Source organism: Tamilnaduibacter salinus, from assembly GCF_003096655.1.
Taxonomy (GTDB): domain Bacteria; phylum Pseudomonadota; class Gammaproteobacteria; order Pseudomonadales; family Oleiphilaceae; genus Tamilnaduibacter; species Tamilnaduibacter salinus.
Genome location: NZ_QEKQ01000009.1, coordinates 125,897 through 141,771, shown reverse-complemented (window position 1 = coordinate 141,771; position 15,875 = coordinate 125,897). Strand labels below are relative to the sequence as shown.

General features: G+C 60.8%; 11 protein-coding genes. All 11 read right to left on the bottom strand.

What is annotated here, in order from left to right; genetic code table 11:
• Positions 1–229: 229 nt before the first annotated feature.
• Positions 230–1,294, bottom strand: a complete 1,065-nt coding sequence (gene hemE / locus C8D92_RS13800; RefSeq protein ID WP_116919690.1) for a uroporphyrinogen decarboxylase — start codon at positions 1,292–1,294, stop codon at positions 230–232.
• Between the two features lie 30 nt (positions 1,295–1,324).
• Positions 1,325–2,743, bottom strand: a complete 1,419-nt coding sequence (locus C8D92_RS13795) for an FAD-dependent oxidoreductase (protein ID WP_095611053.1) — start codon at positions 2,741–2,743, stop codon at positions 1,325–1,327.
• Between the two features lie 57 nt (positions 2,744–2,800).
• Entirely contained in the window at positions 2,801–7,258 is a 4,458-nt protein-coding gene (gltB, locus tag C8D92_RS13790) for a glutamate synthase large subunit (RefSeq protein WP_116919689.1), read from the bottom strand.
• A 201-nt stretch (positions 7,259–7,459) separates the two neighbouring features.
• Complete coding sequence (locus tag C8D92_RS13785; RefSeq protein ID WP_243402456.1) at positions 7,460–9,031, bottom strand: AAA family ATPase; 1,572 nt, start codon at positions 9,029–9,031, stop codon at positions 7,460–7,462.
• A 27-nt stretch (positions 9,032–9,058) separates the two neighbouring features.
• Positions 9,059–10,153, bottom strand: coding sequence for a 3-dehydroquinate synthase (aroB, locus tag C8D92_RS13780; protein ID WP_116919688.1), 1,095 nt, complete (start codon positions 10,151–10,153; stop codon positions 9,059–9,061).
• Positions 10,150–10,722, bottom strand: a complete 573-nt coding sequence (gene aroK / locus C8D92_RS13775) for a shikimate kinase AroK (protein ID WP_095611963.1) — start codon at positions 10,720–10,722, stop codon at positions 10,150–10,152. The genes aroB and aroK overlap by 4 nt, the downstream gene beginning before the upstream one ends.
• Before the next feature lie 144 nt (positions 10,723–10,866).
• Positions 10,867–12,954: a type IV pilus secretin PilQ gene (locus C8D92_RS13770; protein ID WP_116919687.1), complete on the bottom strand. Its 2,088-nt coding sequence runs from the start codon at positions 12,952–12,954 to the stop codon at positions 10,867–10,869.
• A gap of 64 nt (positions 12,955–13,018) precedes the next feature.
• The gene (locus tag C8D92_RS13765) at positions 13,019–13,564 is read right to left on the bottom strand and encodes a pilus assembly protein PilP (protein ID WP_095611965.1); all 546 of its coding nucleotides are present in this window, start codon (positions 13,562–13,564) and stop codon (positions 13,019–13,021) included.
• A gap of 6 nt (positions 13,565–13,570) precedes the next feature.
• Positions 13,571–14,182: a type IV pilus inner membrane component PilO gene (locus tag C8D92_RS13760; protein WP_116919686.1), complete on the bottom strand. Its 612-nt coding sequence runs from the start codon at positions 14,180–14,182 to the stop codon at positions 13,571–13,573.
• Positions 14,179–14,751, bottom strand: coding sequence for a PilN domain-containing protein (locus tag C8D92_RS13755; protein WP_095611967.1), 573 nt, complete (start codon positions 14,749–14,751; stop codon positions 14,179–14,181). Before C8D92_RS13755 ends, C8D92_RS13760 begins: the two co-directional genes overlap by 4 nt.
• On the bottom strand, positions 14,751–15,815 hold the full coding sequence (locus C8D92_RS13750; protein ID WP_095611971.1) for a pilus assembly protein PilM: 1,065 nt from the start codon (positions 15,813–15,815) through the stop codon (positions 14,751–14,753). The genes C8D92_RS13755 and C8D92_RS13750 overlap by 1 nt, the downstream gene beginning before the upstream one ends.
• Between the last annotated feature and the right edge of the window lie 60 nt (positions 15,816–15,875).

Sequence of the window (15,875 nt, the reverse complement as noted above, 5' to 3'; positions counted from 1 at the left end):
ATGCTTTTGCCACGGAAAGACACGGAAATCACTGAAAATAAAGAGTGACAAGTGCAGCCAAGTTGACTCGGGTTGCCTCGATTTTGTCGACCTCCTTATAGCGGCCCGACTGTTCCGAATGCCACCCGGCATGGACTGATCGAGCCAACAAGTACCTAGAACAGTATGCTTTCTAATTTTCGCCCGAAGGGCGTTTCCGTGCTTTCCGTGTCTTTCCGCGGCTAACCAATCATTGGTGGTATGCCGGGCTCAGCTCTGTCACGGCTTCAATGAACGCCTTGGCATGGTCCGGGTTCACATCCGGGGTGATGCCGTGGCCGAGGTTGAAAATGTGACCATTGTGGCGCCCGAAACGGGACAGAATGTAGGCCACTTCTTCCCGGATTCGCTCCGGCGGGGCGAACAGCATCGCCGGGTCGAGATTGCCCTGCAGAGCCACCCGGTCGCCCACCCGTTCTCGGGCCTTGCCAATATCCGTGGTCCAGTCCAAGCCCAGCGCATCGGCACCAGTCTCCGCCATGGACTCCAGCCACTGGCCGCCGTTCTTCGTGAACAGGATCACCGGCACGCGCCGACCGTCCTGCTCGCGGATCAGGCCATTCACGATCCGCTCCATGTAGGCAAGTGAGAACTCACGATAGGCCGGACCGGTCAGGGAACCGCCCCAGGTATCAAAAATCTGGACAACCTGAGCCCCGGCGCGGATCTGGGCATTGAGGTAATCGGTCACCGCATCCGCGAGCTTGGCCATCAAGGCATGCATCACCTCGGGCTGGCCATACAGCATGCCTTTGACATGCCGGAAGTCCTTGGAGGAGCCGCCTTCGACCATGTACGTGGCCAGCGTCCACGGACTGCCTGTGAAGCCGATCAGCGGCATCTCGCCTCCCAGAGCGGTGCGGATGGCCGATACGGCATTCATGACGTAATCCAGATCGGTCTCAGCATTCAGACGTGGCAGAGCATCCACTTGCGCTGCGGAACGGACGGTATGGCGGAACTTGGGCCCTTCCCCGGTCTCGAAGTACAGGCCCAGGCCCATCGCCTCCGGGATGGTCAGTATGTCAGAGAACAGAATGGCGGCGTCCAGCGGGAAGCGCCGGAGCGGCTGCATCGTCACCTCGCAGGCCAGCTCGGTGTTCTTGCAAAGGCTCAGGAAACTGCCGGCCTTTTCCCGTGTGGCCCGGTATTCCGGAAGGTAACGCCCGGCCTGGCGCATCATCCAGACCGGCGTCCGGTCCACCGGCTGGCGCAACAGTGCGCGGATCAGCCGGTCATTCTGCAGGTCGCTCATCAGGGTCTCGCTATTGCCGCATGTGTGCCGTCAGACGTCCAGGTAATCCATGATGCCTTCGGCGGCCTGGCGCCCTTCCCAGATGGCTGTTACGACCAGGTCGGAGCCACGGACCATATCGCCACCGGCAAAGATTTTCGGATTTGACGTCTGGAAGTGGAACTCGCTGTCCTCAGGCGCGTCCACCCGACCGCGATCATCCACCTTGATGCTCGCATCGTCAAAGAAATCGGCCGGACTGGGCCGGAAACCGAAGGCGACAAGGACGGCATCGGCCGGCAGAACTTCCTCGCTGCCCGGCACCACTTCCGGACGCTGGCGACCATTCTCATCCGGCTCGCCCAGCTGGGTGCGAACCACCTTCACGCCTTCCACACGATCCTCACCGATGATCGCGATGGGCTGACGGTTGAAGCGGAATTTTACCCCCTCTTCCTTGGCGTTGGCGACCTCCTTGCGTGACCCCGGCATGTTCTCTTCATCCCGGCGATAGGCGCAGGTGACACTGGCGGCCTGTTGGCGAATCGCCGTCCGGTTGCAGTCCATGGCGGTATCGCCACCCCCCAGCACGACCACACGCTGGTCCTTCATGTCGATGAAGTCGCTGTTGGTCGCAGAGAAACCCAGACGGCGATCAATGTTGGACACCAGGTACGGCAGCGCGTCGTAAACGCCCGGCAGATCCTCACCCGGGAAGCCCCCTTTCATGTAGGTGTAGGTGCCCATGCCCATAAAGACCGCATCAAAGTCTTCCAGGATGTCCTCCATCGCGACGTCCTTGCCGACTTCGGTATTGAGGCGGAATTCGACGCCCATCTCCTCAAACACAGCGCGACGCCGTTCCATGACGCTCTTTTCCAGCTTGAACTCCGGAATTCCGAAGGTCAGCAGGCCGCCGATTTCCGGGTAGATGTCATAGACCACCGGTTTCACGCCGTTGCGGACCAGTACGTCGGCGCAACCGAGACCGGCCGGACCGGCGCCAATCACGGCGACTTTCTTGTCGGTCCAGACGACGTCCGAGACGTCCGGTTTCCAGCCCAGAGCAAACGCCGTATCGGTGATGTATTTCTCCACCGAGCCGATGGTGACGGCGCCGTAGCCGTCATTGAGGGTACAGGCGCCTTCACAGAGCCGGTCCTGAGGGCAGACACGACCACAGACTTCCGGCAGGGAGTTGGTCTGGTGACACAGCTCCACCGCCTTCATGATGTTTCCCTCGGACACCAGCTGCAGCCAGTTGGGAATGTAGTTGTGCACAGGGCACTTCCACTCACAGTATGGGTTGCCGCAGTGCAGACAACGATGCGACTGACTGGCGGCTTCGCCGGGTTCGAACGGATGATAGATCTCGGCGAATTCTTTTTTCCGCTTTTTCGCCGGCACCTTGTTCGGATCCACACGGCCGACTTCAACAAACTGGAAGTGGTTATTCAGTCTCTCTTTCATCACGCAGCTCTCATTCGGTCAATTTCGATCAGGGTCGTCACGGGACGCGTCCGGCGTTTATTCCGGACGCGCACGGGTGCTGGCGAGCAGGGAGCCGAGGCTTGCCGCCTTCGGCTTTACCAGCCAGAAACGACCGACATAGTCATCGAAATTGTCGAGAATGTGACCGGCCCAGACGCTATCGGTTTCCGTGACGTGCTCACGGATCACGCTGCGCAGGTGGTTGCGGTACATTTCCATGTCTTCGCTGGAAATTCGCTGGATCTCCACCAGTTCGTGGTTGTACTGGTCAACGAAGGTGTTGGCTTCATCCAGCACGTAGGCAAAACCGCCCGTCATGCCGGCACCAAAGTTGTGGCCGGTTCGGCCAAGTACGGTCACCAGACCGCCGGTCATGTACTCACAGCAGTGGTCGCCGGCGCCTTCCACGACGGCGTGAACACCGGAGTTCCGGACACCGAAGCGCTCGCCCGCCGTGCCGGCCGCAAACAGTTTGCCGCCGGTGGCGCCGTAGAGGCAGGTGTTGCCCATAATGGCCGTATCCTGCGTCTTGAAGGTGCTGCCGCTCGGCGGGCGGATGACCACTTTGCCACCGGTCATGCCCTTACCGACGTAGTCGTTGGCGTCGCCCTCCAGGATCAGGTGCAGGCCGCCGGTGTTCCAGACCCCCAGACTCTGACCGGCCGTGCCGTTGAGCTCCAGGCGCAGGGGCGTTTCCGCCATACCCTGGTTGCCGTGGACTTCGGCGATTTCGCCGGCCACACGGGCACCAATGGAACGGTCGCAGTTGGTAATGGTGTACTGCCAGGTGCCGCCCTGCTTGCTGGCGATGGCGTCCGCCGTGTCCCTGACCATCTGCTCGGCCAACGCCCCCTCGTCGAACGGCACATTGCGCTCGACCTGACAGGTATTGGGCTTATCCGCCGGAACGGCATCGCTGCCAAGCAGCGGCGTGAGGTCCAGGTTCTTCTGGCGCGGCGTCTCGCCTTCCAGAATCGTCAGCAGGTCGGTCCGCCCGACCAACTCTTCCAGACTCCGAACGCCCAGACGCGCCATCCACTCCCGGGTTTCCTCCGCCACGAAGCGGAAGAAGTTCATGGCCATCTCGACCGTGCCCTTGAAGTGCTCAGCCCGCAGGTGGTCGTTCTGCGTGGCAACCCCCGTTGCGCAGTTATTCAGGTGACAGATCCGCAGGTACTTGCAGCCCAGCGCCACCATCGGCGTAGTACCGAAGCCAAAGCTTTCGGCGCCCATGATGGCGGCCTTCACCACATCCAGCCCGGTCTTGAGGCCACCGTCCGTCTGCAGACGCACGGAGCCACGCAGGTCGTTGCCGCGCAGCGTCTGGTGCGCCTCGCTCAGACCCAGCTCCCACGGGGAACCGGCGTAGCGGATCGACGTCAACGGACTGGCCGCTGTACCGCCGTCATAACCCGAAATGGTAATCAGGTCGGCGTACGCCTTGGCCACGCCCGCCGCGACGGTACCGACACCCGGTGACGACACCAGTTTCACGGACACCAGCCCTTTCGGGTTGACCTGCTTGAGATCAAAGATCAGCTGCGCCAGATCCTCAATCGAGTAGATGTCATGGTGCGGGGGTGGCGAAATCAGCGTCACACCCGGCACGGAATAGCGCAGCCGAGCGATCAGTTCGTTGACCTTGCCGCCCGGCAGCTGCCCCCCCTCGCCGGGCTTCGCGCCCTGGGCGACCTTGATCTGCATCACTTCGGCACTGCGCAGGTACTCAGCCGTCACACCGAAGCGACCGGAGGCGACCTGCTTGATCTTCGAGCGGCGGTTGGTGCCGTACCGGGCCGGGTCCTCGCCCCCCTCACCGGAGTTCGAGCGACCGCCGAGCGTATTCATGGCCATCGCCAGCGCCTCATGAGCCTCCGGCGACAGTGCGCCCAGCGACATGGCGGCCGAGTCGAAGCGGGGGAAGATGTTCTCCACCGGCTCGACATCGTCCAGATCAACAGCCTTGATGTCATCCCGGAAGGTCAGCAGGTCCCGCAGCGTGGCGACAGGCCGCTCGTTGACCAGCCCGGCGTACTCGCGGTACGTGCCGTAATCGCCATCGGTAACCGCCTGTTGCAGCGTGCTGACCACATCGGGGTTGAAGGCATGGTATTCCTGGCCATGAATGTACTTCAGAAAACCACCCGGCGGTACCGGCTTGCGGTTCTTCCAGGCCTGTTTTGCCAGCGTCTCCTGATCCTGCTGGAAATCGTAGAAGGTCGCGCCCTGAATCCGGCTGGCCACGCCCTGGAAACACAGGTCGACCACTTCGTCGGACATGCCGACGGCTTCGAACAACTGCGCGCCGCGGTATGAGGTCATGGTGGAGATCCCCATCTTCGACAGGATCTTCAGCAGCCCCTTGTTGACGCCCTTGCGGTAGTTGTTCTTGGCCTGGATCGGGTCCATCAGCAGCTCACCCGTGTCGATCAGGTCATTCAGGACCTGGTACGACAGGTACGGGTAGACCGCCGTGGCGCCAAAGCCAAACAGCACCGCAAATTGATGCGAGTCGCGCGCCCAGCCGGTTTCAATAATCAGGTTGGCGTCGCTGCGAAGCCCCTGTTGTACCAGATGGTGATGGACGGCGCCCGTCGCCATCAGCGCGTTGACCGGCAACTCGCCTTCGGTGAGCGCCTTGTCACTGAGGATCAGCAGGACCTTGCCGTCCCGAACCGCCTGCTCGGCTTCCTCGCAGACGGCCTTGATGGCCTTCTGAAGCCCCTGCTCCGGGCGGTAACTCAGGCGGATGCGAGCCACCTCAAAGCCGGGCCGGTCGTTGTTCTCAATGTGCAGGAACTTGTTTGGCGACAGCACCGGCGTGGACAGGATGATCCGGTTGGCGTGGTCCGGCGTTTCCTCAAACACGTTTCGCTCGGCGCCCAGACAGGTCTCCAGCGACATGACGATTGCCTCGCGAAGCGGGTCAATCGCCGGGTTGGTCACCTGCGCAAACTTCTGCCGGAAGTAGTCGGCCACGTGGCGCACGCGGGAGGACAGAACGGCCATGGGCGTATCGTCCCCCATCGACCCCACCGCTTCCTGACCGTTCTCGGCCAGCGGGCGCATGACCTGGTCCCGTTCCTCGTAGGTGACCTGGAACATCTTCTGGTGGACCAGCAGCTCGTCCTTGTCCATGAGACGAAACTCCGGTGCCGTCCCCTGATTCAGGGTGGACTCGACCCGCAGCGCATTCTCACGCAGCCATTGCTTGTACGGCTGGGCGTTTTTCAGGCGCTCGTCCACGTCTTTGGTGTGGAGCACCTTGCCGGATTCCGTGTCAATCGCCAGAATCTGCCCCGGCCCGACCCGGCCCTTGGCGACCACATCTTCCGGGCGGTACTCATAGGTTCCAATTTCCGAGGCAAGCGTCATGAAGTTATCCCGCGTCAGAACCCAGCGGGCCGGACGCAGGCCATTTCGGTCGAGCATGCACACGGCATGTCGGCCGTCAGACATCACCAGGCCGGCCGGGCCGTCCCAGGGTTCCATGTGCATGGAGTTGTACTCATAGAACGCCCGCAGATCGGGGTCCATGGTGTCCACGTTCTGCCAGGCCGGTGGAATCATCATCCGAACCGCACGGAACAGATCCACGCCGCCAGCAAGCAGAACCTCAAGCATGTTGTCCATGCTGGAGGAATCCGAGCCACTGCGGTTCACCAGTGGCTGCAGGGTCTGCAGGTCCGGCAGTTCCGGTGATTTGAACTTGGACGCGCGGGCGATGGCCCAGTTGCGGTTGCCCTCAACGGTGTTGATCTCGCCGTTGTGCGCGAGGAAGCGGAACGGCTGGGCCAGTGGCCAGCGCGGCATGGTGTTGGTGGAGAAACGCTGGTGGAAGACGCAGATGCCGGTCGCCATGTCCTCATCACCCAGATCCTCGTAGAAACGGGTGATGTCCGCCGGCATCATCAGACCCTTATAGGCCAGCGTCCGGTCTGACAGGCTACAGATGCAGAATTCCTCGTCATCCGCCATTTCGTTTTCCGCATGACGGCGCCCGAGGAACAGGGAGATACCGAATTCACGGGCCGATGCAGAGGCATCACCGGGCTCGACAAAAACCTGCTCAATGCGCGGCAGACAGTCCACAGCCATTGGCCCGAGACAGTCGTTGTTGGTCGGCACGACACGCCAGCCAACCACCGACAGCCCCTGATCGATCAAGTGTTTTTCGATGGTTTCACGACCACGGCGCGCCTTCTGTTCGTCCGGGTTCAGGAACACCATGCCAACGCCGTAGAGGTCGCCCAGCGAGTGGCCAAGGCTCTCCTTTGCGGCTTTGCGCAGGAAGACATCCGGTTTCTGCAGTAGCAGGCCGCAGCCATCCCCGGTCTTGCCGTCAGCCGCAATCCCGCCACGGTGGGTCATGCAGGTCAGCGACTCGATGGCAGTTTGCAGCAACTTGTGGCTGGCCTCACCCTCCATGTGGGCGATCAGGCCGAATCCACAGTTGTCCCGAACCTCTTCGGGACGATACAAACCTGTCATCATAAGCGTTCTCTCATCTAAAAAATCTTTTCAATCAGGATCTTAAGGCACACATCTGCCCAATCGCACTCCTGACACTGAAAATGGGGGCTCAGCATTTTACATACGTACTATTACGTACTCAAATGAGCCAAACGACTCTGGCATGTTATTGGAATGGGTCGTTGAGGAAATGAGTCACGAAAGCATCGTCAGTACGCGGGGTTACAACCCGGACAGGGGTCTGACCCAATAGTCCCGGCTTTTCAGGGCCTCAGGAAGCCTGGCAATGGCGTTTCGGGCTTCGTCTCTGTTGGCAAAATCACCATATAAGCCAATATACCACGGCCTGCCCTGTCGTGTAGAGCGGGTGATCATCCACCCATCCACCCCGGAATAGGTGTTCACGAATCCCTGCACAGTGGACGTGTCATAGCCGGCAATCATCTGAACGGTGATACCGTCCCTCGCTTGCAGCTCAGATAACGGAACATAACGGGGATCACTGGCGTAATCACTGAGCCGTGCCGGGTCAGACTGCTCATCGGCTTGTGTAACCGGCTCGGGCTCGGGCTCGGGCTCGGGCTCGGGCTCGGGCTCGGGCTCGGGCTCGGGCTCGGGCTCGGGCTCGGGCTCGGGCTCGGGCTCGGGCTCGGCAGAAGTGTCGGCGGATGTTTGCCGGGCCGCAACAACCGGTGCGGCGTCATCCGGCCCATCGGACTCCGCCGGCGGGTTCTCCGGAGATCGTGAGACCGCCTCATCCGAGTCTGTTCCGGATGGCGTCTCCGATGCCGCCACGACGGGGTTACCCGATTCCGGCGCGGTATCCTGGGGGCCGAGATGGATCGTTTTACGCTCTGGCTCAGCACGCATCGGCGCCTCCTCCGGCGCCGATGCCACGACCTGATCGTACTGCCAGGACACCACCCCCCAGGACCCTCCAAGAACAAGCACCGCCAAGGCTGGCCAGAACAGACGACGCCAGGGAATGCCCGGCGCCGGGCGAGCGGGGCGATGATTGGTCAACCCCAGCCAGACGGCGGGAGCGGTCCGCTTCAGGCGCCCAAAGCTGCCCTGACTCAACTCATGCAGCCGACGCAGCTCGCCGGGCGCCAACAGGTGCGCGGGGTTGCCTCCGGCCAGCTCAATGCGAGGACGCAGGTAGTCAGCCACTTCCTCTCGACTGAGCGGCCTCAGGTGGATCTGGTGAATCCGGTCGCGGCTACCGTCACCCTCCCGGGTCAACCCCAGCGTCCCCAACAACTGGTCCGTCCCCGCAAAAAGCGGCACGGCAGCTCTGGCGCCGTCCGCCTCACGCCAGGCCGTGAGCACGAGTGTCAGAAGATGCCCCGGAACCTGGTCAGCATCATCGAACAACAGAACGATGCGCTGCCCCCGGAGAGTCGCCGTCTCGCTCCATCGAAAAAAACCGAAGACGGCATCGCGGGCGGATTCTCCCGCTGAGAGCCCCTTATGCGCGGCCTGAAGCAGCCGATTGGCCAGCGCCTGTTCACTGGTCAGCTCCCGGGCCGGCATCCGGTAAAACGTCAACCGATCCGACTCCACACTGAACAACTCCGCCAGAAGCCGCGTCTTGCCAGAGCCAGGCTCGCCGGTCACCAGAATGGCCAGATCACCAAACCCTGACAGATGTCGAAGCGTCTCCAGAGCATGCTGGCGCTGAGCGCCCCCAAAGAAAGGTGTGTCCATCGCCAACGGGTCGCGCCCCAGACCGTAACGGTGCTGCAGACGCTCAAAGAGAGAACTGGCGTCGCTTTTCAGGGCGTTATCCGTCATGACATGTCGTCCGTGTTCGAAGCAGCGTCAGGCCGATTCGCAAAAATGCGTCAATGTCGCCCGGAGATTCTCCGGCTCGACCTCATCGGTCACGAACGCCTCACCAAGTTGCCGCATAATGACAAGGCGCATCCGGCCATCCACATTTTTCTTGTCCACGGCCATCCGCCGCAGGAAGTCATCCGGCGTCATATCCGATGGTGGCCTTGCCGGCAGGTGGGCACGCTGGAGCAGGCGACGGACCCGCTCCCGTTCGATCTCATTGATCAGGCCCATTCGGCACGATAAATCCGCCGCCATAAGCATCCCCAAACCCACCGCTTCGCCGTGGAGCCAGGATCCGTAGCCGGTATGAGTCTCGATCGCATGCCCGAAAGTATGCCCAAGATTGAGAATAGCCCGCAGCCCACCCTCGCGCTCGTCGACGGCGACGACACCCGCCTTGCAGGCGCAGGAGCGGTAGATCGCCTCGGCCAGTGCATCCGGAGAAAGCGACAGCAGGGCTTCGACGTGCTCTTCCAGCCACGCCAGAAACTCCGGCTCCCGGATCAGGCCGTATTTGATGACTTCCGCCAGGCCCGCCGGCACCTCACGCTCCGGCAGGGTCGTGAGCGTGTCCGTATCGATCAGCACGGCCTCGGGCTGATGAAACGCCCCGATCATGTTCTTGCCCAGTGGGTGATTGATTCCGGTCTTGCCCCCCACCGATGAATCCACCTGCGAGAGTAGCGTTGTCGGCACCTGAATAAACGGAACCCCTCTCTGGTAACAGGCCGCCGCAAAACCCGCCATATCACCGATGACGCCACCACCCAATGCCACCACGGTGGTGCGCCGGGTATGGCGCTTCTCAAGAAGGGCGTCATAAACCCGGGTCAATGTTTCCTGGTCCTTGTAGGCCTCGCCATCCGGCAGCACCACATGGTCCACCTGTTTCCCGGGGAAGCAGGCGTCCAGCCGGTCACGGTAGAGGGGCGCGACGGTCTCATTGGTGACCACCATCACCCGGTCACCCATCACCCAGGGCGTCAGATCGTAATGCCCCAGCAAACCGGTACCAATCAGAATCGGATAGCTCCGCTCTCCGAGCTCAACCCGTAGCTCTCGCCGAACACCGCTCATGAGTCCGCCCTCTTTCTGGGACCCAACGGACCCACGCCGCTCTCTTCATGCGCGCCTCCCAACGCATCACGAAGCTCTCGAACAACAGAGCGGGGGCTGCGGTGATCCGTCAGGACCGTCATGTCAGATACCTCATCGTAGACCGGATCGCGTTCCCGGAAGAGCGTCTCCAGGATTGCGCGCGGGTTGTCCTTCTGAAGCAGTGGTCGGTTGCGATCCCGGCGCGTCCTTGCGTACTGCTGATCGACAGACGTCTTAAGATAGATGACCCACGCTCCCTGTCGCATAAGGGGGCGGTTGTCCGGATTGAGCACGGCACCGCCGCCGGTCGCCAACACCAGACGACTCCGGCCCGCCATTTCTTCCAGCATCGCGGTCTCTCGAGCGCGGAAGCCAGCTTCGCCTTCCACATCAAAGATCCAAGGAATATTGGCGCCACAACGTTCTTCGATCAGTCGATCCGTATCAACAAAATCGTAACCCAGTTCCCGGGCCAGCAACCGACCAATGGTACTTTTGCCGGCGCCCATTGGACCAACCAGAACCAGTCGTTCAGGCAAGGATGACATGGTGTCCGCTCTTCCAGAAAAATCGAATCGGCAAGGATAGCACAGCGCCTGCCCCGCCAAGAAATGCGCCAGCGCCCCTGTCAAGAGGGACTGATACAAAAAAGCCGCTCCCTTGGGAGCGGCTTTGAGAACGCCTGCCGTTCGTTATTCAATCATCTCGCCCCGCATGATCCGCGGCGTGATGAAAATCAGCAGCTCGCTTCGCTCGTCCACGTGCTCGACCCGCTTGAAAAGGGCGCCAAGATACGGGATGTCGCCCAGGAACGGCGTTTTGGAGATCGTTGTGGCCTGTTCTGACTCGAAGATACCGCCAAGCACCACGGTCTCGCCGTCCGCCACCAGGAGCTGAGTCGCCACTTCGTTCGTGTTGATGGCCGGAATACCTGCCGTTACCTGGCCACGGGAATCCTGGCTGACCAACAGGTCCATGATGATCTTGTCATCCGGTGTGATCTGAGGCGTGACCTCCAGAGACAGCGCTGCTTCCTTGAAGGACACGGACGTCGCCCCGCTAGAAGAGGCTTCCTGATACGGAATTTCCTCGCCCGACTTGATGCTGGCCGTCTGACGGTCCGCTGTCACGACCTTCGGCTGGGACACCAACTCGGCCTTGCCATCACTCTCCAGGGCAGACAACTCAAGATCCACCAGGAAGTCGTCGCTACCGACACCGATCGCGAGCGTGGAGTTCGGAGCGGCCACGCCCAGATCCACCGCGAGCGCTCCCGGGAACGTCAGGACACCATCGCCCTGGCCGGAAGCCGCGTCGCGCAGCTCCTGGTTCGTGCCTTGCGAGCCGCCGATGGTGGTCACGGTATTGCCGTCCACATCGTAAGCACCGCCACCCCACTGGATGCCCAGCTCTTCCGCAACGTCGGTCTGGGCCCGGACAATCCGCGCCTCAATGGCCACCTGACGGACCGGGACGTCCCAGGTGCTGACCAGTCGGCGGATCTGCTCCAGCTTCTCGTTGGTCTCCCGGACACTGATCGTGTTGGTCCGTGCGTCCGAGGAGATGAAGCCCCGATCCGAAATCAGTTCCTCATCCGCCTTGATGAGACTCACGATGTCCGCTGCCTTGGCGTAGTTGACCTGAACGATATCCAGGCGAACCGGTGCCAGTTCCTCGATCTGCTTCTGGGTCTCCAGCTCCAGCTTTTCGCGGGCCGCGATTTCCTCGGCGGGCGCAACCAGCAGAACATTGCCGACCTGGCGCTTGTCCAGTCCCTTCGTTTTAAGGATCAGCTCAAGCGCCTGATCCCAGGGCACATTCTCAAGCCGCAACGTGATACTGCCGCTGACGGTGTCACTGGCGACCAGGTTCAGGCCCGTGAAATCCGCAATCAGCTGCAACACCGAACGCACCTCAATGTTCTGGAAGTTCAGGGACAACTTCTCACCCGTGTACGGGAACTTGTCTTCCTGCCGCTGTTCGGCCTCTTCCTGGGTCAGTGGCTCGACACTGACGGTAAACTGATTGCCGGCCTGATAGGCCAGGTAGTCGTAATTGCCTTCCGGGTGGATTTCAACAACGGTGTTGCCGTCTTCCATGTAAGTTTCAATCTTGCTGACCGGGGTCGCGAAGTCGGTCACATCGAGCCGGCGACGCAGACGTTCAGGGGCCTGCGCATCGTCCACAACGAGCCGAATGTTGCCGCCCGCTTCGCTCAGATCCACCGGCACACTCGGGCCGGCGAGCGTTACCTTGACCTGGCCCGCGCCGTCGCCGCTGCGGCTGAAGTCGACGCCGGTAATACCCTGTCCGTCGCCCGCCTCACGCTGACGGCTCTGAGCGACGACCGCCTCGACGTCAGCACCGCCCGACTGATTCGCGGCTTCATCGGTCGCGCCGTCCCCACCTCCGATGGTCATGGTGATGGTGTCGCCAGCGACGCTGGTGGTATAAGGCACCAGCTCAACCAGGTTGAAGATCAGGCGGGTCCGGTCATTGGCCTCCACAACGGTCATGCTCTGCGCATTGCCATTGCCGAGGGCCATACTGCGCTTCGCCAGGGCGCTGCTGGTGCCTTTCAGGTCCACAGCAATCCGGGCCGGGCGGTCAATGGTATAGCCGGTCGGCTCCGGAGGCTGCCCGTCAAACTGCAGCCTGACCTCTGTTCCGTCGCCCGGCAACGCATTGAAGGAGACATCCTGCAGGCTGACGGCACTGGCAACGCCAGAAGCCAGCGCCAGTGCCGTCATGCCAATCAGTAACCCGATTTTTCTGAACATCGTAAGCCTCGACCCAAAACCTTTTTGTTCGTTCGTCTTTCGATTGTCTACCATGTCGCCGCTCCTACCCCTCGTTCAGTGACAGGGAGCGCGGGCGCTTGACCCAACCGCCCTGGCCATTGGGCACAATTTCAACCAGCTCGATCCGCGTCTCGTTGACGCCGACCACACGACCGTAGTTCTGCCCCATGTAGTTACCCTCCGTGACGCGATGAACGCCACCGGTGTTATCCCGAATCAATGCAAAGAGTTCTCCATCACCATTAGGGCGCTGGAGCGTACCCACCATTGTCAGTTGAGATATCTGGAAATTCTCCAGAACCTCCTTCGGTCGGTCGAGGTTGGGTTTGACGTCACTTTTCGGCGCCTGCTCATCGACCATCGTGAGCTGAACCTCTACTGGCGGCTCAAAGGGCGAGCGACGATCCGCCGCCGAATAACTGAAAGCCTCATAGGCCTTGAACTCTGGCAGAGGCTCGACGTGCCCTCTCGGCTGCTCCCGGGCTTCTTTCATGAAACGATCCAGGTCATCGAACCCTTCGTTCTGGGAGCATGCCACCACGAACGGCAGAACACAGAGGCTGATCCAACCTTTCCATCCTCGGGTCATATCACACTACTCCCCGGCCCGATAACGATAGGTGCGGGCCAGAACCTGCATATCCAGCTGATCTCCGTCACCACTGGTGGGTTTAATGGTAAAGTCATGCAATGTCACGATTCGCGGCAGACCAGCGACAGCGCTCACAAACGACCCCAACTCGTGATAGCCACCCCGGACGCGGATGTTGATCGGCAGCTCAACGTAGAAATCCTTCTGCTGCTCGGGTTGCAGAGTGACCTCCTGGAGTTGCAGGCCATTGCCTTTCGCCGTATTGGTAATGTCTTCCAGCAGGCCGGGAACCTCGGTGTCACTCGGCAGTTGCTTGACCAGGGCGCCAAAGGTTTCCTCCATCTCGGCCATCTGTCGCTTGAAAACATCCAGATTGGCCACTTTGTAGGCCTTGTTTTCGTATTCCTGGCGAAGCTCCTGCTCCCGGTCCGAGACACGGTCCAGTTCGGTGTACTGATCCTTGACAAAAAACCAGTAACCGCCACCGAGAACCAACCCAAAAAGAATCAGTGCGACGATGATCTTGACCGGCATGGGCCAGATGCCGGCGTTGTTGATGTCGAGGTCGTTGACATCCAGATCGTTCAGCTTTTTCAGGGAGTCCACAAGGCTCATTCTGTCTCCTCCCCTTCATTCTCGGGTTTCGGCGTCTCCTGATTGACCGACAGGTTGAACTGGCTGTATCCGGCACGACGGTTGTCCGCCGCCGACACGTTGGTCAGGTTGGGACCTGAAAACCAGTCCGACTCCTCCAACTGACGCATCAGGTTGGAAATCCGACTGTTGGACTCGGCCATCCCCACCATCGAGAGCTTGTCGCCGTTCTTTTTCAGGTCAGTGTAGAAAAGACCGTCTGGCAATGTGCGCACCAGCTGATCGAACACCCGGACGATGACCGGACGCTTACCCTGGAGATCCTGAATGACCTGCATCCGGGCGATCAGCTCATCCCTCTGCCGGCGCAGATTCTCGATTTCCTTGATCTGGCTGTCGAGTTCCTTGGTCGCGTTCTCAACGTAGGTATTACGCGACTCCTGGTAGTCGATTTGCCCTTCGACGTGTGTCTTCCAGAGAAACGACAGGCCCGCTGCGACAATGACGGCACCCACCAGCATGACCACAAACTGCTGTTGCTTCTCCGCGCGGAGCTCTTCTCGCCAGGGGCGCAGGTTAATCTTTGCCATCAGTCAAAACTCCTCATCGCCAGACCACAGGCAATCATCAGCGATGGCGCGTCGTTGGCGAGGGCGGACGCATTCACACGGGAGCCCACCGCCATGTCCGCAAAGGGATTCGCCACCAGGGTCGGCGTGCCGGTTTTATCCTCCACCATCTCAGTCAGGCCCTGAATGGAGGCCGTCCCACCTGCCAGAATGACGTAATCGACCGCATTATACTGGCTTGCCCCGAAAAAGAACTGCATTGCCCGAGCCACCTGCTGGACGACGGCTTCCCGGAAGGGCGAAAGCACCTCCACCTCATAGTCATCCGGCAGGCCACCCTGTTTCTTGGCCATGCCGGCCTCTTCCATCGACAGGCCATAGCGACGCTGGATCTCTTCAGTCAGCTGTTTGCCACCGAAGATCTGCTCCCGCGTGTACACTGTCTCCCCATCGGCCAGAACACTCAGCGTCGTCATGGTCGCACCGATGTCGACAACGGCGACCACGAGTTCCTCGCCCTGCGATTCGAGCTGCGACTCCAGCAATGAATAAGCACGCTCAAGCGCGTAGGCCTCTACATCCACCACTTTGGAAGACAGACCGGCAATCGAGAGGGCATCCTCACGGATATCGACGTTCTCTTTACGGCAGGCAGCAAGCAGAACATCCGACTGATCGGGGTTCGCCTCAGACGGCCCCTGAACCTCAAAATCGATGGCGACTTCATCCAGCGGATACGGGATGTACTGATCCGCCTCCATGGCGATCTGATCTTCCATCTCAAACTCGTTGAGACCGCCGTCCATCTGGATCAGCTTCGTGATGACGGCGGACCCCGACACCGCGACGGCCGCCTGTTTCAGGCTCGTGCGCGCCTTGGACATCACCTTCTTCAGAGCCTCGCCGACCGCCTCAACATCCGTAATGTTCTTCTCCACCACGGCATTGGCTGGCAGCGGCTCCACCGCATAGCTCTCAACCCGATAGCGACTGCCCTGCTTTGAGAGCTCAAGAAGCTTGACCGAACTGGAGCTGATATCAATCCCCAGCACATTACTGGATTTTTTTCCGAGTAATCCGAACACGCGCTCACCCTGTACCTGGATTTGCTGAACCGGATCAGGCAACCAACCGCACGCCCCTGC

Excerpts from the sequence above, each read along its gene's own strand:
- hemE (WP_116919690.1), bottom strand. The coding sequence starts at position 1,294 with ATGAGCGACCTGCAGAATGACCGGCTGATCCGCGCACTGTTGCGCCAG.
- C8D92_RS13795 (WP_095611053.1), bottom strand. The coding sequence starts at position 2,743 with ATGAAAGAGAGACTGAATAACCACTTCCAGTTTGTTGAAGTCGGCCGT.
- gltB (WP_116919689.1), bottom strand. The coding sequence starts at position 7,258 with ATGATGACAGGTTTGTATCGTCCCGAAGAGGTTCGGGACAACTGTGGA.
- C8D92_RS13785 (WP_243402456.1), bottom strand. The coding sequence starts at position 9,031 with ATGACGGATAACGCCCTGAAAAGCGACGCCAGTTCTCTCTTTGAGCGT.
- aroB (WP_116919688.1), bottom strand. The coding sequence starts at position 10,153 with ATGAGCGGTGTTCGGCGAGAGCTACGGGTTGAGCTCGGAGAGCGGAGC.
- aroK (WP_095611963.1), bottom strand. The coding sequence starts at position 10,722 with ATGTCATCCTTGCCTGAACGACTGGTTCTGGTTGGTCCAATGGGCGCC.
- C8D92_RS13770 (WP_116919687.1), bottom strand. The coding sequence starts at position 12,954 with ATGTTCAGAAAAATCGGGTTACTGATTGGCATGACGGCACTGGCGCTG.
- C8D92_RS13765 (WP_095611965.1), bottom strand. The coding sequence starts at position 13,564 with ATGACCCGAGGATGGAAAGGTTGGATCAGCCTCTGTGTTCTGCCGTTC.
- C8D92_RS13760 (WP_116919686.1), bottom strand. The coding sequence starts at position 14,182 with ATGAGCCTTGTGGACTCCCTGAAAAAGCTGAACGATCTGGATGTCAAC.
- C8D92_RS13755 (WP_095611967.1), bottom strand. The coding sequence starts at position 14,751 with ATGGCAAAGATTAACCTGCGCCCCTGGCGAGAAGAGCTCCGCGCGGAG.